The 24,414-nt window shown below is 64.3% G+C and carries 19 protein-coding genes; 2 read left to right on the top strand and 17 right to left on the bottom strand.

The window, feature by feature from the left end; translation table 11 throughout:
* Positions 1–35: 35 nt before the first annotated feature.
* The 6 genes from ACW7G6_RS05665 to aceB all read right to left on the bottom strand — a co-directional run bounded on the left by ACW7G6_RS05665 (position 36) and on the right by aceB (position 6,984).
* Complete coding sequence (locus tag ACW7G6_RS05665) at positions 36–2,546, bottom strand: putative peptide modification system cyclase (RefSeq protein WP_456977747.1); 2,511 nt, start codon at positions 2,544–2,546, stop codon at positions 36–38.
* Positions 2,543–3,019, bottom strand: coding sequence for a Crp/Fnr family transcriptional regulator (locus ACW7G6_RS05670; RefSeq protein WP_456977748.1), 477 nt, complete (start codon positions 3,017–3,019; stop codon positions 2,543–2,545). The genes ACW7G6_RS05665 and ACW7G6_RS05670 overlap by 4 nt, the downstream gene beginning before the upstream one ends.
* 129 nt (positions 3,020–3,148) lie before the next feature.
* A complete protein-coding gene (locus ACW7G6_RS05675; protein WP_456977749.1) occupies positions 3,149–3,361 on the bottom strand; it encodes a DUF2945 domain-containing protein in 213 nt (70 codons plus the stop codon).
* Positions 3,362–3,398: 37 nt separating this feature from the next.
* Positions 3,399–3,893, bottom strand: coding sequence for a hypothetical protein (locus tag ACW7G6_RS05680; protein WP_456977750.1), 495 nt, complete (start codon positions 3,891–3,893; stop codon positions 3,399–3,401).
* A gap of 88 nt (positions 3,894–3,981) precedes the next feature.
* Positions 3,982–5,280: an isocitrate lyase gene (aceA, locus tag ACW7G6_RS05685; RefSeq protein WP_456977751.1), complete on the bottom strand. Its 1,299-nt coding sequence runs from the start codon at positions 5,278–5,280 to the stop codon at positions 3,982–3,984.
* Between the two features lie 39 nt (positions 5,281–5,319).
* Positions 5,320–6,984 (bottom strand): malate synthase A, encoded by a 1,665-nt coding sequence (aceB, locus tag ACW7G6_RS05690; RefSeq protein WP_456997725.1) that lies wholly within the window; start codon positions 6,982–6,984, stop codon positions 5,320–5,322.
* A 160-nt stretch (positions 6,985–7,144) separates the two neighbouring features.
* Between aceB and ACW7G6_RS05695 the strand changes: the two genes are divergently transcribed.
* Positions 7,145–8,113, top strand: a complete 969-nt coding sequence (locus ACW7G6_RS05695) for a LysR family transcriptional regulator (protein WP_456977753.1) — start codon at positions 7,145–7,147, stop codon at positions 8,111–8,113.
* Between the two features lie 20 nt (positions 8,114–8,133).
* On the opposite strand, the gene ACW7G6_RS05700 is transcribed toward ACW7G6_RS05695, so the two are convergent.
* The 9 genes from ACW7G6_RS05700 to ACW7G6_RS05740 all read right to left on the bottom strand — a co-directional run bounded on the left by ACW7G6_RS05700 (position 8,134) and on the right by ACW7G6_RS05740 (position 17,830).
* The gene (locus tag ACW7G6_RS05700) at positions 8,134–9,582 is read right to left on the bottom strand and encodes a glycosyltransferase (RefSeq protein ID WP_456997726.1); all 1,449 of its coding nucleotides are present in this window, start codon (positions 9,580–9,582) and stop codon (positions 8,134–8,136) included.
* Positions 9,583–9,778: 196 nt separating this feature from the next.
* Positions 9,779–10,399 (bottom strand): 1-acyl-sn-glycerol-3-phosphate acyltransferase, encoded by a 621-nt coding sequence (locus ACW7G6_RS05705; protein ID WP_456997727.1) that lies wholly within the window; start codon positions 10,397–10,399, stop codon positions 9,779–9,781.
* Between the two features lie 96 nt (positions 10,400–10,495).
* A complete protein-coding gene (gene arfB, locus ACW7G6_RS05710; protein WP_456997728.1) occupies positions 10,496–10,918 on the bottom strand; it encodes an alternative ribosome rescue aminoacyl-tRNA hydrolase ArfB in 423 nt (140 codons plus the stop codon).
* A 9-nt stretch (positions 10,919–10,927) separates the two neighbouring features.
* Entirely contained in the window at positions 10,928–11,716 is a 789-nt protein-coding gene (locus tag ACW7G6_RS05715; RefSeq protein ID WP_456997729.1) for a pseudouridine synthase, read from the bottom strand.
* Entirely contained in the window at positions 11,713–13,404 is a 1,692-nt protein-coding gene (gene ubiB, locus ACW7G6_RS05720; RefSeq protein WP_456997730.1) for a ubiquinone biosynthesis regulatory protein kinase UbiB, read from the bottom strand. Before ubiB ends, ACW7G6_RS05715 begins: the two co-directional genes overlap by 4 nt.
* Positions 13,401–14,096: a ubiquinone biosynthesis accessory factor UbiJ gene (locus ACW7G6_RS05725; protein WP_456997731.1), complete on the bottom strand. Its 696-nt coding sequence runs from the start codon at positions 14,094–14,096 to the stop codon at positions 13,401–13,403. The genes ubiB and ACW7G6_RS05725 overlap by 4 nt, the downstream gene beginning before the upstream one ends.
* Positions 14,097–14,105: 9 nt before the next feature.
* Entirely contained in the window at positions 14,106–15,134 is a 1,029-nt protein-coding gene (oleD, locus tag ACW7G6_RS05730; RefSeq protein WP_456997732.1) for a 2-alkyl-3-oxoalkanoate reductase, read from the bottom strand.
* Between the two features lie 77 nt (positions 15,135–15,211).
* On the bottom strand, positions 15,212–16,870 hold the full coding sequence (oleC, locus tag ACW7G6_RS05735) for an olefin beta-lactone synthetase (protein ID WP_456997733.1): 1,659 nt from the start codon (positions 16,868–16,870) through the stop codon (positions 15,212–15,214).
* A 27-nt stretch (positions 16,871–16,897) separates the two neighbouring features.
* Positions 16,898–17,830, bottom strand: a complete 933-nt coding sequence (locus ACW7G6_RS05740; protein ID WP_456997734.1) for an alpha/beta fold hydrolase — start codon at positions 17,828–17,830, stop codon at positions 16,898–16,900.
* A gap of 200 nt (positions 17,831–18,030) precedes the next feature.
* On the opposite strand from ACW7G6_RS05740, the gene ACW7G6_RS05745 reads away from it, so the two are divergent.
* On the top strand, positions 18,031–19,065 hold the full coding sequence (locus tag ACW7G6_RS05745; protein ID WP_456997735.1) for a formylglycine-generating enzyme family protein: 1,035 nt from the start codon (positions 18,031–18,033) through the stop codon (positions 19,063–19,065).
* Here the strand turns inward: ACW7G6_RS05745 and ACW7G6_RS05750 are convergent.
* Both ACW7G6_RS05750 and ACW7G6_RS05755 read right to left on the bottom strand, forming a co-directional pair.
* Complete coding sequence (locus tag ACW7G6_RS05750; RefSeq protein WP_456997736.1) at positions 19,062–21,323, bottom strand: hypothetical protein; 2,262 nt, start codon at positions 21,321–21,323, stop codon at positions 19,062–19,064. The genes ACW7G6_RS05745 and ACW7G6_RS05750 overlap by 4 nt on opposite strands.
* A gap of 13 nt (positions 21,324–21,336) precedes the next feature.
* A complete protein-coding gene (locus tag ACW7G6_RS05755) occupies positions 21,337–24,408 on the bottom strand; it encodes a type VI secretion system Vgr family protein (RefSeq protein WP_456997737.1) in 3,072 nt (1,023 codons plus the stop codon).
* Positions 24,409–24,414: the final 6 nt, after the last annotated feature.

Consider the following 24,414-nt stretch of genomic DNA (forward strand, 5'->3'; position numbering starts at 1 on the left):
ACCCCACGAAAGCCCGTCAGAGCCTTCAGCTTCGATCAGTTGCCGTCACTGAGGGCCTGCCGCACATCGGCGACATTGATCGGCTGCAACAGCTGGCTATGTCCGATCTCCGCGTAGGCACGGCCCAGGTGGGCAGCCAGCCATCGCGTTTGCTGCCGTGCCTGCTGATCCTTTCCCGCGGCCTCGTACCCTGCGAGCAACGCCGAATGCGCCTGCAGCAGCTCGAATCCGTCAATCTGTGGCTCCAGCAAGGCGATCGCAGCCTCATGATCTCCCTTCAGGCGCAGTTGGGTCGCCTGCACGATAACCAGCAGCTTGCTGGTATTGATGTCGTCCAACGCGTTGATCGCCGCCGCGGAGTGTTCCAGGACGTCCCCGGAAAGCGCACTGTCACCACTGCGCTGGGCCAGGTAGGCCGCCATCAGCAATCGGAAGGCGTCGCCTTGGCGCACGGGTGAGTTCACGTCCTGCAACCTCGCCTCGGCCGCACGTGCAACCCGTCTCAGGCTCGGGATGGACACTTCACCGGGCTTGTCTGCCAACGCAGCCGATTGGGCGATCAATTCAAAATTGTGCCGATGGAATTCATCCAACTGAGCGGTGGCAGCCATCGCCTCGGCGGCTTTCTTGCGCGCAACCTCGAAGCGCTGCTGGTCGAGCGCGACCGATACCCGCTCCAGGTTCATGTAGAAACTGGACGGCTCGCCTTCGCGGGGCTTCAGGACGTCCAGAATCTGCCAGGCCTCGTCGTATCGGCCCAGTGCTGCCAGCGCGGCCGCAGAATACCGGGTGGGCTGACCGCTCCCGAGCCTTTCCGCAAGACGGTACTGCTCGAGCGCGGCCGCCGGATCGCCCAGGGCGAACCGTATGTGCCCGATATGCCGGATCGGAAATGCACGCAACGGATCCTGCGGCACTGCGGCCGCCTCTGCATAGGGAAGTGCTTCCTTGAAGCGATTGGCTTCCAGCAGGTACCAGGAAGCATTCGCCGCACCGGCAAAATAATCCGGATACAGCGATGCCAACATGCGCCATTCCTCCAGTGCCGTGCCGGTGCTGGCTGTCTCGGCCTTCCATGCTTCCAGATACAGGCGGTCGCGTGGTGGCAGCGCGGCGCGCAGGGACAGCGCCTTGTCCAGGTAGGGCAATGCCGCCTTGTAATCGATCGATGACCAATGCAGTCGCACCAGCCCCATGTAGGCCAACGCGAATCCGTTATCAAGCTCGATTGCGTGCTGGTAAAGCTGTTTGGCATCCTCCCAGCGTTGCTCCGCGGTTGCCTTCTGGGCCAATGCATAGGTCCGAAGCGCGTCGAGGTTGCCGGTCGTCACCTCCGGCAACGGTATTGAATCGCGCTGCACTACCTCAAGGGCTTCGCCAAGGCTTTCACGCAACGCGGCTGTCACCTCGTCGATCGACGCCAGTGCGGACAACGCCCCCTTGCCGTCGGCGTATTCGGCATACACCGTGGTCTGGCTGTGAGGGTCGATCACCTCGGCGCTGACCCGCACGCGGCCACCAACTTCGGCCACCGTGGGCAGGATCACGGCGCGGGCACCATCACGAATGGCAATCTCGGAAGCGAGGCCGCGGTCGAGCGCGGTACCGGGCTTTCGCTGCATCCGTGCCAAGGTGGCTTGGGTCTTCAGATCACTGAGTACGTTGACGTGGCGGGACTGCTCCAGGCTGATCCGGAAGGCCTGCTCAAGCGACGCGTCGAGCAGCGGTTGGTCAGTCAAGTTGCGCAGGTCGGCCAATACCACCCAGTCGCGCTCGTTGAAGGCAATGGCCGGTTGCGGCTTGGCCATCACCCACAGCCCTACGCCCAGCGCGAGGACCATTGCCGCCTCGGCCACCAAGGCCGCCGGCCTGCGCCACAAGGCGACGTCCCGCCAGGCCTTGGCGCTACTGCATGGCGACCGCAATGGCGCCAATCCCGCCTCACCTACCTCGAACACCTCCTGGGATTTTGACACCCCCTTGAACCGCCAGCGCCCGTGCGACTGCCAGGACAGGCGTTTCCCACGCTCGCCCAGCTCGCGCGCTGCACGGTGGGTCAATGACTCGGCGGTGGCCGACAACAGGATCTGTCCAGGCCGGGCCATCGTCATCAATCGTGCTGCCAGGGGCTTGGCCAGCCCTTCGACTTCGACCGGCTTGGCACCCATCGATACCGCTTCATCGCTATTGCGCCAGCTCAACACTTCGCCAACATGCAGGCCGGTGCGAGCCTCCAGTACGACGCCATGTGAAGTGCCCAGTCGGGCCAATCCACGGTTGTAATCGAGCGCAAAGGCGAGCCCGTCGACCGGTCTTTCGAACAGCAGCAGCAAGCCGTCGGAACGATCGATCAGGCGACCTGACCATTGCTGCAACAGTTCCAGTGTCAAGCGGTCGTGGGCACGGAACAGGTCGGCCGCGGCGCCATCACCCAGCCGCTCGACCCAGGCGGTCGAATCGACCAGGTCGGTCAGCAGGATCGTGCACAGCCTCGGTGCGCCGCCATTGGACGCCGCCGGAGCCGACGAGGCGGGATCGGAGATCATCTGGAAGGCTCGGACCGGGATGGAAGCTGCTGGCTGGTCGCCCGCAAACGGTCCATCGCCGCCTGCAAGTCCTGGTTGCGACGACGCAAGCGTCGAATCAACTCCCGTTCGTTGAACACGACACGCGTGATCGCACGCCGCAGGAAATAGGAGATCAGCTTCGGACTGGTGTCGACCAGTCGCTGGAACTCCTCGTGGCGCAACTCCAGCAGCTCCCCACCGGTGACGATATTGGCATCAGCGCTGCGAGCGTGATCGCCGATCAACAGTCCAAGCTCGCCAAAAAACTCGCGCGGACCGAAGCACTTCGCAATCAGGTCGTCGCCGAAATCCAGCTCGACCAGACCGCTGGCGATGACATACATCGTGGTACCCAGGTCGCCCCGACGGAACAACGAGGTGCCGGCTTCCACGCGACGGGTGCGCGCGAGGGACGCGAATAAAGCGTACTCGTCGCTGGATAACTCGCCCATGTCCGGACCTCGTCCTTTGACTGCGCCCATGCCCATTGCAAATTCCACGTCCGCCATTGGCAGTGCTGGAACAGGCAATCAGCATAGCACCCAGCTGAACAGGCCATGCCACTCATCGGCGACGCTTCGTCAATCTTTCAACTTGTGCAGTGCGCTGCCTTTATGCGCGGCGACATGGTCGGTTTTGTCGCTCTTGATCTCGTACTGGGGATCGTCCCGGGTGGCGCGATGGGTGTGACCCTTGTAGTCGAAGTCGCTGGTGTGGACTTTGCTGATAGTGCCACTCACGTGGCCGGCTTCCGAGTTCCAACTGACGTGGTCTCCGACTTTGTAATTGGACATGAGTCTCCTCGGATGTTTGTAGGGCTAGAACCGCTACCTACCTGTCGCCGCTCATCGCGTTCGCCGTCGTGCACCCATTCGGGTTGGAACAAGGATTGCCGGTTCCCCACAGTTTTCTCGAGTTTTCCAGATCCTTGCGCCGCTCCGCGACGGTTCTGCACACGCGCTCTTTCATGTGGGTGCCTACACGCGTTACGCGCTTGCAGATCAAGCGGTCTTCCTCGGCGCCGGAAATCTCCGCCCGGATCCACTCCAGAGAGTTGATGGCTTCGGTCCGGCCTCTTTCGTCCAGATCGAGCAACGAAGCCTTGCCCTCGATCAGGTGCAGAAAGTCGTCCTGCCGTTGCACCAGACGCTCCCGGTCGCGTTGTGACATGTCGTCGTAGGGAGACCTGTTGGCGTCCACGTCCGCCCGGACCTCTATTTGCTGTTCGCGGATTTCGGAGAATGACAGCGGCTCGTCAGCAGCTGACACCGAGAAACTGACGAACAGGCTCAACACTGCCGATGAAACCAGAATGAAAAAACGCATGACCCCGTTACCCCTTGTCTCCGGATGTTGTAAATCCACAGTATCATCAAGGGGTAATGTCAATGCGCATCCTTCAGAACGCGCCGGGTCATGCCACCACGGCGCGCATGGGTGCGAACTGCTCCTCCTCGGTCGAACCCTTCAACGCGACGGTCGAGGATTGCCCGCCCTGGATCACCTGGGCCACCGCATCAAAGTACCCGGTACCCACTTCACGCTGGTGCTTGACCGCGGTGAAGCCTTCCGCGGCAGCGGCGAACTCGGCCTGCTGCAACTCGACAAACGCGCTCATCTGGCGATCGGCGTACCCGCGGGCAAGGTGGAACATGCCGTAGTTGAGTGCGTGGAAACCAGCCAGGGTGATGAACTGGAACTTGTAGCCCATCGCGGCCAGCTCAATCTGGAACTTCGCAATCGTCGCGTCATCCAGGTTGCCCTTCCAGTTGAAACTCGGTGAGCAGTTATAGGCCAGCAGTTTTCCGGGAAACTTCGCGTGGATCGCTTCGGCGAATTTACGTGCGAACGCCAGGTCCGGCTTGCCGGTTTCGCACCAGACCAGGTCGGCATACGGCGCGTACGCCAGGCCGCGGCTGATGGCCTGGTCGATGCCCTTGCGGGTCTTGTGGAAGCCTTCGACGGTGCGCTCGCCGGTGACGAACGCGGCGTCGTTGGCGTCGATGTCGCTGGTCAACAGGTCGGCGGCCTCCGCGTCGGTACGAGCGATGATCAACGTCGGAACACCCATGACATCCGCCGCTAGGCGCGCGGCGACCAGCTTCTCGACCGCCTCGCGGGTCGGCACCAGCACCTTGCCGCCCATGTGGCCGCACTTCTTCGCGCTGGCCAGCTGGTCCTCGAAATGCACGCCAGCGGCACCGGCTTCGATCATCCCCTTCATCAGCTCGAAGGCGTTCAGAACGCCGCCAAAGCCGGCCTCCGCATCGGCCACGATCGGCTGCAGGAAGTCGATATCGCCAGCACCTTCCGCGCACTGGATCTGATCGGCACGCAACAGGGTGTTGTTGATGCGCTTGACCACCGCCGGCACCGAGTCCGCCGGGTACAGCGACTGGTCGGGGTACATCTGGCCGCCCAGGTTGGCGTCGGCAGCGACTTGCCAGCCCGATAGATAGATCGCCTTCAGTCCGGCCTTGACCTGCTGCATGGCCTGGTTGCCGGTCAATGCGCCCAGGGCGTTGACAAAGCCGGTGCTGTGCAACGACTGGAACAACTTGTCGGCACCCAACGTGGCCAGGCTGTGTTCCACCTTGACGGTTCCGCGCAGGCGCACCACCTCCTCGGCCGAATAGGGGCGCTGGATGCCGATCCAGCGCGGGTTGGTGTCCCAATCGTGGCGTATCTGGTCCGCGGTCGGTTGCATGGTCATGGTCTGATCCTCTGGTGGTATGGGGGTGGAAGCCGGCGTTCAGTCCAGTCGCCGGTAAGCAGGAATGGTCAGGAAGGCTTCCAGGGCGTTGGCGTGACAGAGTCGATCAAGCATCCCGACCGCCTCGCTGATCCGGCTGCCGCCAATCAGTCGTGCCGGGTCGCCAAGCCGGGCCGGCAGGCCGATGAAAGCGCGCTCAAGCAAGGTGAAATCGATCGGCGTGCCGTCGTCCAGGTGCAACGGGTGACCGTCGTGATGCAGCCACTGCCATAACTGCGCTCGAGCAATTTCGGCCGTCGCCGCGTCTTCCATCAGCCAGTGGATCGGCACGCAGCCGGTGCCATCCAGCCAAGCCGCGAGGTAACGGACGCAGACCTCGACGTTGTTGTCGAAGCCCGCGCGCGTGACCGTTCCCAAGGGGGGAGTGACCAGTTGATCGCGCAGCTGGCGCTCGGTGAAGGCCTCTACGTCCGCGCGCTGCACGTGGTGCTGGTGCGGTGTCGGCATGCGCTCGTCAAACACGTCGCGGGCAATCGGGATCAGCCCCGGGTGCGCGACCCAGGTGCCGTCGTGGCCGGCGGTGACCTCGCGTATCTTGTCGGCGCGCACCTTGGCCATCGCCGCTGCATTCGCGGCCGGGTCGTTGCTGATCGGAATCTGCGCCGCCATGCCGCCCATCGCATGGGCGCCGCGACGATGGCAGGTGTGGATCAGCAGCTCCGAATAGATGCGCAGGAACGGTTGATCCATCGTCACTTGGCCGCGCTCGGGCAGGACCTTGTCGCGGTGGACACGGAAGGTCTTCAGGTAGCTGAAAATGTAATCCCAGCGCCCGCAGTTCAGGCCGGCGATGCGCCCGCGCAGGACGTGCAGGATCTCGTCCATCTCGAACACCGCCGGCAAGGTCTCGATCAGCACGGTGACCTTGATCTGACCTGCCGCCAGCCCGAGTGACGTCTCGATGTGAGCGAGCACGTCATCCCACAAGCTCGCCTCCTCCATGCATTCCAGCTTGGGCAGGTAGAAGTACGGGCCGCGGTCCTTCGCCGCGAGCAGGCGTGCGCTGTGGAAGGCAAACAGTCCCAGGTCAAACAGGCTGGCCGATATCTGCTGGCCATCGACCAGCACGTGCTTCTCGTCCAAATGCCAGCCCCGCGGACGCACCAGCATCACCGCTTGCTCCGGCAACGGCTTGAGTGCGTAGTGCCTGGCCGGCTTGCCGCCGACCTCGGGGCTCGTGTATTCCAACGTGCCTGCAGCGGCGGCGCGCAGGGCGTGCTGGCCGGCCACCAGGTTTTCCCAGGTCGGCGACGTGCTGTCCTCGAAATCGGCCATGAAGCAATTGGCGCCGGAGTTGAGCGCATTGATGACCATCTTGGGGTCGACCGGGCCGGTGATCTCGACCCGACGATCCAACAGCGCAGCCGGCAATGGCGCGACTCGCCAGTCACTTTCGCGAATGGAGCGGGTGTCATCGCGGAAATCCGGCCGCTGACCGGCATCAAACGCTGCCTGACGCGTTATCCGGTGGGACAGGCACGCTTGGCGAGCCGCTTCAAAGCGCTGGTGCAGGGCGGCGAGGAACTCGACCGCTTCAGGCGTCAGCACGCTTTGCTGAAGCATGCTTTGCTGATCGTTGGCCGTCGCGGTAATGGTCACCGTTGCGGTGGGATCTCGCGGGGCAAGAGGCTGTACTGCCGACATGCCGGTACTCCGTTGGGATGGAGATCGACCATGCGGTGGCGTACCTGTATTTGACAACACAGATATTTCAATGTTTTGTATAAGATCTACATATAACTGGATCGCAACTGTTACCCAGCCTGCCGATCAGACCTCCAGCGCGTCCCCGACGAGAGTGCAAATGACTGCCGAGTCGCCCACGGTTCCGCGCTTTTCCTACAAGGGCGACCGGCTGAAGCCGCTGCGGGCGTTCTGCCAAACCGTGCGACTGGGTTCGGTTTCGCGCGCCGCCGAGGCGCTGTACCTGAGCCAGCCCGCTGTCAGCCTGCAGTTGCAGGCACTGGAGCGCGACATGGGCCTGCGGCTACTGGAACGCAGCGGCCGACGATTGGTAATGACGCGCGAAGGCGAGGCTCTGTATGAACTGGCCCGGCCGCTGGTGGAGGGGTTCGATGCGCTCCCTACGGTGTTCCGGGAACGTGTGCGCGGGCTGGATGCCGGCGAACTCAACATCGCCGCCGGCAGCTCCACGATCCTCTACCTGTTACCCCGGATCGTCGCAGCCTTCCGTAGCGCCCAGCCAGAGGTGCGGCTGAACCTGCACAACGTCACCGGCGCCGGCGGCCTGGAATTATTGCGATCCGATGCGGTGGACCTGGCGGTGGGCTCGATGCTCGACGTGCCTGGCGACCTGGATTACGCGCCGGTGGCGCGTTTCGAACCGATGCTGATCACCCCGCTTGACCACCCGCTGGCCTCGCTGAAGAAGCTGAGCTTGCAGGACCTGTCGCCCTACGGCCTGATCCTGCCGCCACAACGGCTGACCACCTACCGGATGGTCGATCTGGTGTTCCAGCGCAATCGCGTGCCCTACACCGTCGCGCTGGAGGTTGGCGGCTGGGAGGTGATCAAGCAGTACGTGGCCATGGGGCTGGGGATCAGCATTGTCACTGCGATCTGCCTGGGTCCTGCCGATGACGCCCGTTTGGCGGCCCGTTCGCTGTCGGACTACTTTCCCGATCGCAGCTATGGCGTGGTGGTGCGCAAGGGCAAGTACCTCAGCCCCCAGGCGCGTGCGTTCACCGAACTGATCAAACCGGACTTGTTCATGCGCCAGGATTACGACGCCACCGGGCAATCCCTACGCTGAGGCGACTCGACGACGATGCATCAGCGACCACGCCGGAGCCGGACGCCGTCCACCTGTCGACGCACGAACCAGCGGTAGCGACCCCATAGCCACAGCCGGCCGGCAAACCACGCCATGGCCCATGGCCCAGTCAGCATCAGTGCATAACGCAGTGGCGTGACAAACGCGGCCCGTCGCAGGGCACGCCAACGATCGGCGCCCGCGACCCACCAGGCCAACAAGAGCGCGGCGCCCACCTCCAGCCCCACCAGACTGGCCAACAGGCTCCAGTGCCCAGTCAACGCCAGCGCGTACAACGCCGTCGGGTACCCAAGCTGTTCCAGCGCCATCAACATCAGCGTGGTGCCGGCGGGCCGCCCCTGGTGCCGGGTCAGACGCTCACCGAACGGTTGTCGATACGCCTCGTGCACCCGGCGCAAGTCGACTTGCAGATCATCGCCATCGCCGCGCGTACGTGACGGTGGCTTACCGCGCCTTTGCGTCCATCGTTGAGCAACGCGCAGCGGACTGCGCAGCAATACATCGAAGTAGTGTCCGCACTGGAGCAGCCCGATACTGACTTGCCAGCACCGGCGTGGCAGGTGCTGGAGTTCGGGATACTCGGTGCGCGCCACGACATCGGCGACGCGGATATTGCGATAGCCCTCGGTGGCCAGTGCCAAAGCAATGAACTGATCCTCAACGGCAGTCAGGTCATCGCCACGGATCGGCTCATAGCGGTCGAACATATCTTCCAGGTAGCGGCGTCGATAGGCGACCGCGCCACCAGAGGCGCATGCGACGCCGCCTTGGCTGCGCATCAGCCCGCTGTCGACAACCCCTTGCTGGATCTGCGCGAGGTGCTCGTAGTACGCCACGCCGAGCGCATGCCACCAACGCCGGTAAGCCGGCCAATGTGCCCTCGGGTCGCGATAGCGGTCCTCGCCCAGCCAATACTGGAACGGGGTCGTGCTTGCCAGCGCGACTCGGTCGTCCTGCCGTAACGGCTTGACGCTCCCGCGGGCACTGGCAATTCCCACGCCCTGGTACAGCTCACGGACACAACGCTCGATGTAGTCCGGCGATTGAAGCACCGTATCGGCATCCAGCACGCACATCACGTCCCCGGTGAACTGGCGCGCCTGCCACTTCAAGGTCGCGGCCCGGCCGATGGACCAGGCACGCACCACGATCTGCAGATCGATCCCATTCGCGCGTGCGAACTCCCGCGCAAACTGGATGGCGTGGTCACGACCAACCCCGGCATCATCGACCAGCACCACGCGCCTTGGCAGACGGGTCTGACGCAGCAATGACGCCAGGCAATGAATGATCGTGTCCTGGTTGCGGTAAACCGGGATAACGACGTCCACGATCGCACGGCGCCAATCCTCGGCCGGCGTCGGCACGGCCGGATCGCCCGCGCTCCAATAACCGGACACCGCCAGCCAGGTGCTCGGGCCGATCACGAACCAGGGCACACAGGCCATGGCTCAGCGCCGCCCGATCCACAGTCGGGATCTCGTGACACGGGCAAGACGGAAGACAGCATCGAAACGGCGCATTGCGGCACTCCGCGGCCGTGATCTGGACGGCCAACTGGTTCGTTTGTTGGGAAATACCACCCCAGACAAAGACAAACGCAATTACCATGCCAACCCGGCAAACCACGTGCCGGAGACCGCCTCAGGCGTCGTGATGCTTGCCCCGCGATACGCCGCGATACCACTCGCGGATGCGTCCGATGTCGGCGCTCATATCCTCACTCAAGCTGATGGGAGCCGCCACCACCAGCACCTTGTCGGGATAGTGGAAGTACACCGGCAGTACCGGCACCTGGGCGGCATGGGCAATCTTCCAGAAGCCGGTCCGCCAATGCTCCACCGGCTTGCGGGTCCCTTCCGGCGCCAGACCGATCCAGAACCGGTCGGCCTGCTCCAGCATTTCGGCCACTTGTCCGACCACCCCGCTGGCGGCACTGCGATTGACCGGGATCACCCCGAGCCGGTTCAGCACGAGCGCCACCAACGGCACCCGGAACAACGAGTCCTTGCCCAGTATCTTGATGTCCAGTCCAAGCGCCAACTTGGCCGCAAACCCCCAGATCCCGTCCCAATTGGACGAATGTGGTGCCCCGATCAGGACGACCTTGGGCAGGTCCGGGAACTCGCCCAGCATCCGCCAGCCGCCCAGCCGCAACACACTACGGCCCAGCCAACGCTGGAAACGGCTTGGCTTCGTCCGCGGGACGCTGGCTGGCAACGTCGGCACGATGTCTGCAGCAGGAGCATGGTCTGGTCGACACATCGGTTGGATATTTCCCCGTGTTCTAGTTACCTATGTTTCCGTCACCCGTCTTCAGCTCGCCGCGAGATGGTCTCCGGCCACCGACCGACAAACCCGTCAGTCCCACTCCTGCCGTGATCGCCCCCGTCCCTGCTTGATCGTACTGCGCTCGCGCTTGCCTGCCAGCCGTCGCTCCTTCGATCCCCGGGTCGGTTTGGTTGCCACACGCTTCTTGGGCGGCTGCAGCCCGTGACTGACGAACGCCGCCAGACGCTCACGCGCATCCTCGCGGTTGCGATCCTGGGTGCGAAACCGCTGGGCACTCAATACCAGCACGCCGTCCAGGGTAATCCGGCGATCCCGGCGCGCCAGCAGACGTTCGCGCACCGGCTCGGGCAACGAGGGCGAGTTGACGATGTCGAAGCGCAGCTCGACGGCAGTCGCGACCTTGTTCACGTTCTGCCCGCCGGGGCCGGCAGAACGCACGAAACGCTCGACCAGTTCGGACTCGGGAATCACGATGCTGCCGATCTCGACCATGGCTCGAGTCTAAACGCCGCGGCGCCCGGGTTCGCTCCGACACTCCTGCGGCAGCCCCTCGAACAACTCCAGCACCTTGCCGAACGGCGGATCAACCGGCGCGGTCACCTGCAGCACGTCCCCCGAATCCGGGTGAGCGAATGCCAGCCGCTGCGCATGCAGCAACATGCGGTGCACGCCGATCATCCGGAACGCCCGGTTGTGTCGCCCATCACCATGACTGGTGTCACCAATGAGGTGGTGCGAGACGTGCTTGAGGTGACGACGGATCTGGCGGAAACGACCGGTCTGCGGTTGCGCGCGCAACAGCGCGTAGCGCGAGGACGCAAAGCCACTGGAAGGCCAGTCACACTCGGTTTTTGCCAGCAGCCCGAAGCGGGTCGTCGCGTCTTTCTTCACCGGCTTTCCCGGCCCCCCGTCAAGCGGGTGATCCACCTGGAAGTCGCCGTCCGGCCATCCCCGGCAGACCGCCCAGTAGTCCTTTTCGATCTCGCCCGCCATCACCGCCTTGCCCAGCACCGAGGCACTGTCGCGGTCGAATGCGAGCAGCAGGCAACCACTGGTTGCACGGTCCAGGCGATGGACCAGAAACACCTTGCGACCGAACTGCTCGCGCAGGCGATCGGCGGCGAAGTCGGTCTCGCCGCGCGCCAGGGCGCTGTCGTGCACCATCAGCCCCGCCGGCTTGTTGACTACAGCCAAGTGCTCGTCGCAATACAGCACGTCCAGCGCGAGTGCGGACGCGACCGGCACGCTGTCCGCTACGTCACCGTCGATGAACCCAGCGGTCACCGTCATGGACGCCGTGGCCACGCCATCAGCATCGCGATCAGTCCAGCCACGCCGGCGACCCAGGACGCGACCGGGATCGACCATAGCGCCGGCCCTCCCGCCTCCAGCCCATACAGCACCGCCGCCGCGATCAGCAGGCCACTGCCAAGGATCGCCGCGACGGTATGTTTTTGCGCATCGCGAACGCTGCGACTCAACTCGGCCAGATCCTGCGAGCGCATCTGCAGCTCATGTTTGCCTTCGATCTGCTGGGTCAGCCAGGTGTGCAGCAGTCGCGGCATTTCCGGGGCGTGGGTGACCAGCTCCGGCAGGCGCTTGCGGAACTCGCCCAACAAACGCCTGGGGCTGTAACGGGCGACCAGGATCTTTTGCAGCACCGGCTTGGCAACGCCCCAGATGTCGATCTTCGGATCCAGCTGCCGGCCCACGCCCTCGATGTTGAGCAGGGTCTTCTGCAGCAGAATCAGTTGCGGTTGCAGGGTCAGCTCGTGCCGCTGCGCAGTGCGGAACAGCTTGACCAGCACCTCGGCCAGGGAGATCTCGCTCAGCGGTCGGGTGAAGTACGGCTCGCACACCGCGCGCACGGCGGCTTCCAGCTCGTCCACCCGACTGTCGGCAGGCATCCAGCCAGAGCGCAGGTGCAGCTCGGCGATGCGGCGGTAATCGCGATTGAAGATCGCCATGAAATTCTCGGCGAGGTAGTACTGGTCCTCATCCGACAGCTGGCCCATGATGCCGAAATCCAGCGCGATGAAGCGCGGGTTCGCCTTGCGCGCCGGGTCGAGGTCGACCCAGATATTGCCGGCGTGCGCATCGGCGTGGAAGAAGTTGTCGCGGAACACCTGGGTGTAGAACACCCGCACGCCCTTGGCCGCCAGCGCGGGGCGATTGATGCCGGCCGCGTCCAGCGCCTCGATGTCGTCGGACGGAATGCCGTGCACGCGCTCCAGCGTCAGCGCGCGGCCGGCCGTGTGCGACCAGATCACCTCGGGCACGTACAGGTCGTCACTGGGGGTGCCGTCGGGCTTGGTCCAGAAACGCCGCAGCACGCTGGCATTGGCACCCTCACGCTCCAGGTCGAGCTCGGCCGCCAGGGTGTTCTCGATCTCGGCGACGATCTCGCGCGGGCGGATCTTGTCGGCGCGCGGATGGGTGCGCTCTACCACGCCGGCCAACGCGCGCAGCAGCCGGATGTCGGCGGCAATCTGCGCCTCGACCTGGGGCCGCAGCACCTTGACCACGACTTCGCGACCGGGGGTGGTGTCAGGCGACGGCAACGTCGCCGCGTGGACCTGGGCAATCGATGCCGACGCCAGCGGGGTGACATCGAAGCGCGCGAATGCCTCGGTGACCGGGCGGCCCAATGCCTCTTCGACGATGGTGCGCGCGAGCTCGCCATCGAACGGCGCAACCCGGTCCTGCAACAACGCCAACTCGGCGGCGATGTCCGGCGGCACCAGGTCGCGACGGGTGGACAGTATCTGGCCGAACTTGACGAAGATCGGGCCAAGCTCCTGCAGCGCCAGCCGCAACCGGGCGCCGCGTGACTGCATGGCGATCGACGCCGGTGCACGCGGAACGAACGGGCGCGCCAGCTTCAGCCAACGCTCCGCCGCAGTGCCATCAAGCAGGTCGTCGAGGCGATGGCGCAGCAACACCCGGCCAATCCGCCAGGCGCGGAAAACCGACTTCATGGTGCTGCGTCCCCGGCCGAGCCGCTGCCCGCAGCAAGCTTCGATGCGCTGGTGTGCAGCCGGGCTATGCGCGCGGCAATCCGCTCCACGTCATCGCGCAAACCATCCACGTCGTCATGGAAGGCATTGAGCTCAGCGCGTGGCACCACGTCGCGCGATTCCTCGGTGACGAACTCGGCCGCACTGCCGGCGAGCTGCCCGGCCACGACCTGTGCGCGGCGCAATCCGGCCGCCAACGCGTTCGCGATCTGTACCCCCAGCACGTCCCCGAACACCTTTGCGAAGGGCCGCTGCCAGTCCGGGTCGAACCGCTCGGCCAGTCGCTGCAGTCGCCGCGCAAGGTCGGCATCGCCTTCGATCCGCAATTTCCCGACCGGCGGCGCATCGTCGTTGCGCAGGAAAGGCAGCTGCGAAATCAGCCCGTCCAGGGTGCTGCGTACCGACAAATCCGGCTCGGGTTGGCCATCAATCGGCCCGACCTCAAGTCGCTCACCATTGACGCGAACCTGCAGTGCCAGCGGCGGCGAGCTCAGGCGCAGCGCGACCCGTCGACCATCCAGCGCGCGCAGGCTGTCGCGGGTATCGGGGTCCAGTGCCAGCGCACGGTTGAGCGCGGCTTCCAGCGCGCGCCCGGCCGCGGGCTTGAGTGCGCCCAGGAGCGACGGGCTGGACGGGTGTGATGGCTCGGTCATTCGCGCATTCTACTGGGCTTGGCCAATCCCGCCGTGGTCATGGCTGGAGCCGGAATACGCGGCGGCAACGCGCGCGAGCCCTTCATCGAAGCTCACCGATGGCCGGTAGCCAAAGTCGCGCCGCGCCGGACCCATGTCATACCAATGCGCGGTAGCCAGTTGCTCGGCAAGAAAACGCGTCATCGGTGGCTCGCCCTCCAGCGGCAGGGCTCGCCACAAACCTTCGCAGGTGGCTCCGATCGCATAAGCCAGGCCAAACGGCAGGGTCTTGTTCACCAACGGCGCACCCGCCGCGGCGAGCAGGCCATTGACCGTCTCGCGCATGGTCCGGGGGTCATCGTTGCTGATGAAGTACGCCCGTCCGGCGCACGCGGCGCCGGGCTCAAGATGATCGAACGCATCGAAATGGGCCTGCGCGGCGTTGTCGATATAGGTGGTATCGACCAGGTTGCTGCCGTCGCCGACCAGGCGCAGCCGGCCAGCGCGAGCCCGCTCGACCAATCGCGGCAGCAGCTGGTTGTCACCCACGCCCCAGATCAGCCGTGGCCGCAATGCCACCGTAGCCAGCGATGCGTCGCTCGCGTCCAGCACATCTTTCTCGGCGATCGCCTTGGTTGCGGCATACGGTGCCTTGAAGTGCTCGCCGTAGGGCACGGTTTCCGCACTGCCACCTTCCACCGGATGGGTCGCCCGGTGGGTCACGCTCGGGCTGGAGGTATAGACCAGGCGCTGGATGCCACGGGCCCGGCAGGCATCGAGCACATGCCGGGTACCGAGCACGTTGGCGCGATGGTAGTCCTCGTAGGGCCCCCATGCACCGGCCTTGGCGGCGTTGTGGAAGATCGCCTCGCAACCTTTCGCGGCATGGATGACCGCGTTGGCCGAGGCGAGATCGCCCTGGATCTGCCTGACCCCCAGCGCGTCGAGTTCGGGGTACAGGCCGCGGTTGAAACTGACTACATCGTGTCCGCGATCGCGCAAACCGCGGCACAAGGCCTGGCCAAGAAAACCACCGCCACCGGTCACCAGGATTTTCATTCGCCCATCGTACGACACTGGCGACGGGCTGCACGGCCTTGTCCGCGAGGTTGGACGCGCAATGTTGGAACATACCGCTAACGCTTGCCGGCGGCCCACCGCGCCAAGGCCGGTCGCCCAATCTTTGCGTTGTGGCGGATATCGACCGGAAAGCCCGGGTGGCTCAGGAATCGGACGATGCCTGCCGTATGCGGATTGCGAGCCGCCATGGCGCCCAGCTCGCGCTCGATCCGGGGCCATTGCTTCGCGCTGACCCCCGGCGCCAGCTCCACGCAAAGCACCGGCTGCTTTGCGCCTGACTCGCCAACCCCGACCAACGCGGTGCGCCGTACCTCCGGGTGGGAGTTGAACACCGGCTCGACCTGCTCGGTATACAGCGGCCCGGCCGCGGTCTGCAGCCGATCGGACTTGCGGCCGCAGAACCACAACCTGCCATCGGCATCCAGATAGCCGAGGTCACCCATGCGATGGACGGTGCGCGTTGCCACTTCCTCGTGGATCTTGGCCAGCCGGGTCTGCTCGACACGATGGAAGTAGCTATCGGTCGTGGTCGGCCCCGCCACGGTGATCTCGCCCACCTCTCCGGCCGGCACGCACAGCGCGTCCGACCATTCGCTGATCGCGTCGTCGGTAATGCGGATGATCCGCACCACGTTCGGCGCCACCGGCCGACCGACACAGGTGCCGGCGCCGGTCGCGGTGGCCACGCCGGTTGTCTCCAGCTCACGGCCCTCGATCATCGCCACCGGCAAGCACTCGGTCGCGCCGTAAGGTGTCCAGAAACATGCGTCCGAGGGCAGCAAGCGTTGCAGCCTGGCCACCAGATGGGCCGGCACCGGGGCGCCGGCCGACATCACCCGTTGCAACGTCGGCAGCTTTTGTCCATGCCGAGCCAGCACTGCCATCAAGGCCGGCGACCCGAACAACTGGTCGACGCCGAAACGTGCGATTGCATCACACAGCTTGCGCGGGTCCGCGTTGGCCGGCCGGGTCGGGTCCATGTCCGGGATGATCGACGTCACCCCCAGCGCGGGGTCGAACAAGGCAAACGGCGGGAAGGTCGCCAGGTTGACGCCGCCGGGCACGATGCCGAATGCGTCGCGCAGCATGTCAACCTGGGCGATGAAATGCCGATGCCGGTAGACCACGCCCTTCGGGACTCCGGTCGAGCCACTGGTGAACAGGATCGCCGCGACGTCATCGGGTGCCGTCGCGGCCAGTGCCACGAACCGGGCCGACACACCGACACGGTTCGCGCCCTCCTTCTCGACCTGATCCAGCGTTGCCTCACTCAGCCAGGCGCGCTTGCCGGTGGTGATGGTGACCCGCGCCGACCTCGCCCAGCCCAGCAGCTTGCGCCCGACATGCGCCAACGGAACCCCGATGAACGCCTGCGGCTCGGACTCGGCCAAGCACTGTTTCAGCGCGCGCTTGTCGATGCCCGGATCCACCAGCACCGGCACCGCACCGGCCTTGAACAACGCGAACATCAACAGAAAGAATTCCGGCGACGGCCGCACCATGACCACCGTACGGCTGCCGCGTACCACGCCGCGCAACGCCAGCCCGGCCGCGATGGCATCGCTGCGCGTGTCGAGCTCGGCGTAGGTCAGGCTGACGTCATACCGCGCCAGCCCATCCGGCCCACGCGAGCCCGGGCAACGCATCGCGACCCGGTCGGGTTGCTCAGCGGCCAGCCGCGGCAACGCCGCCGCGATGTTGCACGAATCCGTCATGCCCCGATTGTAGGCGTCGCCCGGCAATCAAACCGCCAACGGATGGGTATCCAGGAACTGGCGTATCGCCGGCACCAGTACCTCGTGCTTGTCCTCCAGCACGTAATGCCCCGCATCCTCGAACGCCTGCACCTGCGCCTGCGGCAGCGCATCGGTGAAACCCTTCAGAAAGTGTTTGTCGAACACGAAGTCGCGCAACCCCCAGCCGATGAACACCGGCCGGTCCGCATACTCCGGCAACCGCCGCCCCGCCTCGGCCACCAGCGGCCACGCCGCATCGCCCTCGCCCAACGGAATGTCCTGCATGAAGCGCAACGTGCTGATCGCATTGACCCACCCGTTGTACGACGCGATGTAACCACGGCGCACGTCCGCCGGCAGCGACCGCCGCGTCCCCATCCACGCCGCACCGCGCGCAAACAGATTGAACCGCCGGATCAGCCAACCGCCTAGCTTCGAGTCCCGCCCCAGCGACAACCGCCACGGCATCGGTTTGGCCGTCGGCAACGGAAACGCAGCGGTGTTCAACACCACCAGTCGTTTGACCTGTGGCATGTGTCGCAACGCCCAACCGAAGCCGATCATCCCGCCCCAGTCGTGCACCGCCAGCGTGACCGGTCCGGTGATGCCCAGGTGCGTCAGCAGTGCCTCGACATCATCAATCCGCGACTGCAGCGTGTAGTCGTAGCGCGGCGACGCCCCCGGCGCATCGTCGGGCTTGTCCGACAACCCCATGCCGACGTGGTCCGGCACGATGCAGCGGTAGCGGTCGCGCAACCCCAACACCAGGTGCCGCCAGTAGAAGCTCCACGACGGATTGCCGTGCAGCATGACAATGACCTCCGGCGCCACGCCACCGTCATCACGTGGGCCCTCATCGAGGTAGCTCATCGCGATGCCGTGGCGAACGTTGAAACGCTGCGGCGTGAAAGGGTAGTCGGGCAGGTGCGTTGGCGTCATTGGAAAGGGAACGGCGACTGGGACCGCCATTGTCGCCTCGTCGCTCCCGCAACGCACGAAGGTGCGGGCGTTGAGTGCCTGGGCGTCGGCAGCGACGAGCGGAATCTGTTGTTTTGGAGCTGAATCGCGCCTGCAGGGGACGGCCCAAGCGCGAGGCGGGCTGTGCATAATTGGCACTCGACTCCAGGTAGGGATACCTCATGCACCGGAAGCTCCGCGCGTCGTCTGTTTCGTTGGTCATTGTCATGCTCCTTCCAGCTTGTGCAGCTCTGGCCGAGTCACCGCAACAGGTACCCACCGACGGCATCTATCCAGATGTGATCGAACATCCGATGCCCGAAAATCTGTCGCAGTTCAAGCAGCCAGACAGCTTGGTCGCCGACCTCAAGGCGATCCAGACCGGTAGCTTGGAAGAGCGGCTGAAGGCACTAGCCGAGAAGTCCAAGCGCGACCAGATCTTCGTGGAAGGCGGCACCTTCCAGATGGGCGATTTCGGTCGATTGCAGAGCGAAGAGAAGCTGCCCTGGGACAGTCAATCGCACAGCAGCCCGCTGCACGAGGTCACGCTCGACAGCTATTCGATCAGCAAGTACAAGGTCACGCTGGCCGAGTTCGATTTGTATGCGGAGGCGAACGATGTGCCGACCGTGAATAACGAGGCCATCGATAGACGAGCCGTCGCTGACATACCGGCCTATCGTGCACCAGACAGACCTGCAGGTACGACTTGGTACCAAGCCAAGGCTTATTGCCAGTGGCTAGGCGAATTGACGGGATTGCCATTCGATATTCCGACCGAAGCGCAGTGGGAATACGCGGCCCGGGATCGGGGCCGGTACATTGTCTATCCCACCAGCAATGGAAAGCTGGAATGGAATGTGAATGTGCCCGATGACGACCTCAATGACGCCATTAGCGGCGGCTGGCCGTTACCCGTTGGACTGTTCCCCCCGAGTCACCTGGGCTTGTTTGATCTTGCAGTGAACAGCATGGACTGGGTTCAAGATTGGTACGACGCGGACTACTATGCGGTCAGCCCGAAAGAGAACCCATTAGGACCGTCGACGGGCACCCACAAAGTACAGCGCAGCTGGCCAACCTCAAACGACGGGGCAGCGAGAACGATGAGCCGCCGATTTGCAACGCCGAAACCCGCGCCGGAGAAATCTCAGAATACCTATCTCGATGGTTTCCGCTGTGCCATCCAGAGCCCTGAGCCGGTCATGTCACTCTAGGCGTAACGGACGCTCGCATCTGCGTCCCGCTCTGTAGGGTCAAACACAGGCATCAATGAGCCGGGGTTGTAGCCGCCCGCTACCCGGTACCCGTCATGGTCACCACGCAAGGCGTTGACCAAATAGCGCGGCTGGTCATTATCGACAAACGGATGGCCAAGTATCGGTTGGTCGTACAAGGTGTCGTAAATTGCAGCCAGACTGCGCTCATGGCGCTGCATACGCCCGTCCATGTCTTTCATGTCGACCCCGATATCCAGGAAGCTCTGGACATGACGTTCGTTGGCTTGCCAGCCATCCGCATCCTTGCTCCCTGCGGCTGTCATGTGTTGAAGGATGTTGCGGTACTCAGCCTTGCTGCGGGCTTTTCGAATCACTTTCAGCACCGACTGCTTACGACGATCCAAGGTTTCTACCAACACCGGAACGACGCCTTGGTTCTCCGGTAGAAACACTGTCTTGGTCCACATCGAGTGACGCGTGAGTTGGTACAGGATCATGCCCTTGGTCTCGGGCGGAACGTATTCCAGGACTTCGGGATCTGCTAGCACGCGGTTCATTAGCTCAACTCGTTCAACCTCGTTCTCAAGTTGCGTGAATACATCGCGCGCGACGTCAAGCGTACGGTCTCCATAGGTTTCGATGGTATCTGCCAACTCCTTGCCGTTTTTGATCGCCCAAAGCGAATAGGTCTTCCACACTTCGAAAGCGGTGTCTCCAAATATCTCCAAAAACTCATAGTTCACCGAGTACAGCATGTGCGCCAGGTAGCGACTGAATCCGAACGTCTGTTTGGCATCAACCTCGAACTCCAGCTTGCCACCGGCGCCGACGCCCAGACAGACTGAGCCCGCCGCCAGCAGCCGGAACTTGCCGTTGTTGTAGTCGATCCGGAACTGGCCGCCGATGCCGGCCCCGGCCTGCACCTGTCCACCGGGGCCGATTTTGCACAGCGGCTCGAACTTCCTGTTCTCCGGATCGTTCCATTCGATCAGCCCCTTGATCTCGCCACCGGCACGGGCACCGGCAAACAGGTCGGCGGCGCCCTCCACTTGTGCGCCATCCCGCACCTCCCGGCCCAGTTTCAGGCCTTTTGCCGACAGCGGCTTTTTGCTCGACCGGCCGCGCAGGCCTGCCTTGCTCTTTCCCGTCAGGCTGGAGTAATCGACCTCCAACCCGAGCTGCCCGCAAGCGCTGGCGCCGGCCATGCCCAGCAGCTCCAGTTGAAGACCCAATCGGATCTGACCGGCCTCATAGGTCTTGCCGCTCTTGGGCCCGACCATGCTGATCATGTGACCACCGCGCGCTGGCCAATAGCCCGCTGCGGTGAATTTTCCTTCGGCAATGGCGAATTCCGCGCGAGCGTCGGCGCGCACTGCGACGTTGCCTTTTTTCGGGTTCCAACTGGTCGACACCCCCGCACCGGCAAAATAGCGCAGCAGTTGGGCTTCCGCGCCGAGTTCAATCCGTTGGCTTGGATCGGCGTTGATGCCATCCGCCCATGCCTTGAGCGTCTCGTCGATGGAGCGATTCACATCCTCGAAAAATGCGCCTTGAACTCCAACCTCCGCCTTCCAACTGGCCGAGGACTCAAGTTCGGTCAGCTGTTTTCCCAACTTTTCCGTGTCGACCTTGCCTTCTTTCAGGAACGAATCCGACTGTCCCTGATACTTGGCTTGCTCGCCCTTGTTCAGCGGGTACTTGCGGCGCTTGTCCTTGACTTTGTCATTACGCACATACGACCAGTTGCGCGCCCAGGTGTAGCCAGTTTTTTCCGGCTTGGTCTTCGCGCCCGTGTTGCGCTTGCTGCGCTGACGAATGGGGATCAACTCGGTAATCTTGCCGCCGGTCCCATCCAGCTTGCCCAACGGCTTGAACTCGTCTTCCATGACGGTTTGAGCCTTCTGCAAGGTCTTCTCCGCTTCCGCCAGCTTTTGCTGGGCTTTCAATAGTTCCTGTGGATGCCGGGGAACTGTCCGGTCCGGAGCACCTGCAGCACGTTGGGCCTCCAGTAGTTCATCCTGGATTACGAGGTAAGCATCTTTCGCCTGATTGAGGTCGTAGACGAGTTTGTCCATCTGCCGACATTCTTTCTCGACGGCCGCCGCATGCTCAGCAGGCACGACCCATAGCTCACCGGTTTGCGGTTCGTAGAAGATCAGTGGCGCGGGATCTACAAACGCATCGACCTGGCTGCTATCGCGGGGGTTGGAACTGGAGTCAACCAGCGTGGTTTCATTGTTGCTTGGTGCGTCCATGCGTGTGACCCCTTCATTCGTCGTCAAGAAACAACTGCAAGGCTTGCTGTTTGCTGCCCGTGTGGATGCGCCAGGTGGCGCCATCGGCATCGGTCACGCCGCTGAACTCGGTGCCATCTGCCAACAGCACGCGATACGGCATGAGCGGCAAAATCTCGCCCGAGATCTTGTCCTTCAGCACGAACTGCTCATCGTTAAGTCCGAGCAGTTTGGTGGGGAGTTCAACGTCTTCCAGGGAGCCGCTTTGCGCGGTCGTCCATTCCTTCTTCGCTGCCTTGAAATCGATCGTGCCGGGCGCGCCCAGCTCGATGTCACCGCCTTCCAGCTTGATATAGGCGCCGGCGGCGGCCGCAAGCAGATGCTTGCTCGCCGCCATATTCACATCGGCGGTCGTGCTGGCGATGGTGACGCTGGTCTGCGCGGCCAAGTTGGCTACGTTCCTGTGAGCCCGCGCACTGACCGCCCCTTGCGCAGCGTGCAATGCAATGCCGGTCTCGGTGTTCGGCTTGCCGGACGGCGGTTCGCTGCCGTGCGCGTACAGGGCTATGCCGTTTTCGACCGCGATCACGCTGCCGCCCTGACTCAACCATTGCAGGTCCTTGTCGGCACTCAGTGTGCTCTGCGTGCCCGATACCCAGACTTGGTCGGCCGGCGTGACACTGACGATGCCATCGGCGCCGCTGGCCAGTAAGGTCGGGGCCGACCATGCGGGTACGTCGCCTTCGCCGCCGCCGATGCCGGGGCTCGGTGCGCTGCCACCGCCGCTGGCGTTGAGGTTGACCTGCACGGTCTTGAGTGTCTGTTGGGCCGGCAACTCACCGGCTTCGCCGGGCAGGTCAGCGCCTTGCGCCTTGGCGACGTCGTTGAGTCTCGCCAACAGTTGCTCGCTTTGGGCCAGTTGTGCCTGCGCGCCGCTGGCGTCGAGTTGCCGGTGGCCGCGCTCGGTGGACAGCAGCAGCCCGGCGCCGGCGCGGATCGCGCCGCTGGCCCGGGTTGACAGTTCGACACCAAACCCACGCTCGTCGCCACGGACGTTGTCGCGGCCTCCCTTGAGGTGGCCGAGGGTCAAGGTGCTCTCGTGCTGGGTGGTGCTGGCCTGGGCGCGGCCTTGGCCGGGTGTGCCGTCCAGCCGCAGTTGCTGGTAGCCGCCGCTGCCGCTCTGGCTGGCCGACAGGGCTTGCGACTTGAACCCGGTGAACACCGCGTTGTGCGCGTTGCCGTCGAACCAGGCCGAAGCATTGCCGGTGGCGCCGGCCGCGCCGCCGCTGACCTGGTTGTGCGGTGCGTCGGGCTGGCCTTGGCCGTTGTAGACGCTGCCGACCACGACCGGGCGGTCGATGTCACCCTCCAGGAACGCGACCACCACCTCTTGTCCCTTGCGCGGCAGCAACACGCTGCCCCAGTTGTCGCCGGCCCACGCGACCGCGACCCGGACCCAGGTCCAGGCGGCATCGGTACCGGGGGCGTTGTCCTCGCCGGCAGGATGCGGCTGGCGATGGCTACCGTTGCCACCACGCTGCCAAGGGAACTGCACCTTGATGCGGTGATCGCGGTCGGTCTGGATCGAGCTGCCATCGGTGACGACGATGGCGGTCTGGGCGCCGCTGACGGTCGGCTTGGGGTGCAGGCGTAGGCCGTGGTTGTCGGTGGTTTGCGCTCGGTAGGGCACGGCGGATGGCAGCGCGGTGAAGGTGTTCTGGTAAAAGTCGGTGGCGGCGCAGGCCGGATCGTAGGTTGCAAGCGACGTCACTGGATCCCCGCCTGCGCGGGGATGACGGCGGGATGCACGGGGATGACGGCTGGCTGCGCGGGGATGACGACGGGTTGCGTGGGGATGACGGCTGACGTGGTCGGCCAAAGAGTTGGAGCCGTCTGCGCGGGAGAGGGAGTCGAGCGCGGCGGGCAGCGCAAGGGCGGGCAGATTGGCGAGGCCGAGTTGCTGTTCCACTTGGGCGAAGATCTCGGCACCGAGGTTGTTGTGGGCGCGGTGGTGCAGGCGCAGGCAATGGAACTGGTTGTTCGGCGCGCCCTCGCTATCGACGACATAGGCGGGGTGCTGAGTCAGGGCGAAGCGCCCACCAACATGCAGCTGGCGCCAGCTGCCTGCACCGTCGACGGTATTGCGGCCGACCTGCAACGCTTCCAGTTGCTGTCGGGCGAAGCGCTCGCCGCTGGCGCGATCGGACCAGGCGTAAGGGCCGGCGGTGTCGGAATCGGTGGCGATGACGGTGCCGGGGGCATCGGCGTCAACTTCGGTGGCGCGGCTATCGAACCGGCGGTAATCCCAGCTGGCCCGCTGCAGCCGGCCGGTCTGCCAGCGCCGGGTTGCGGCGAAGTGCTGGACGGCATCGTCGCGTTCGGTAACGTCGCTGCGATGAAAGCGCACGTCGCCAAGATCAACAAAGGCATCATTGTGGTCGGCCAGTACCAGCGCATGGGCACCCGGGCTTTCATCATCGGCGCCACCACTGTGCTCGAACCAGTAGTACAGGCCTTCGTCGGCCAGCACGCGCTCAATAAAGGCCAGATCGGACTCCTCGTACTGGGTGGTCAGGCTGCGTTTGCGGTAAGCATCGCGGTCGGCCAGTTCCCAGCGCCAGTCCGGCACCAGCTTGCCCTGCTCGCTGCCGCTATCGGGCATGTAATCGGCAAACACCGACTCGACGATCTCGATCACGCTCATGTCCTGGAACACGTAGCTGTCGAACCGGTCTCTCAGTAGCGCCAGCCACGGCTCGATCCGCAACCGGTAGCGCGCCAGCCCGCCATTGCTGCCAACACGCTCGAACGCCGTGACGTGGCCGTGGAAAGGTCGCAACCGATCGCGTGACGTGGCGGTCTGCAACTCCAGCAGCACCGGCTGGCCGAGCAGCGCGACCAGGTCGAGGTGGGCATCGACCGACAAGGCGGTCAGCTCCAGCCGAAAGCCGGGGGTGGCGTCGACGGATGGCGCCAGCACCTCAATGCCATCGAGACTTTCGACGACCAGAACATCGGCGCCCAACGGCGTGTGCAGGCGCAGCAGCCGGTCGTACTGCTTCGGCCCGCCGCTCAATGCGTTCAAGACTGTGGTGAGCACATCCATGATGTT

Source organism: Lysobacter sp. A421, assembly GCF_054052145.1.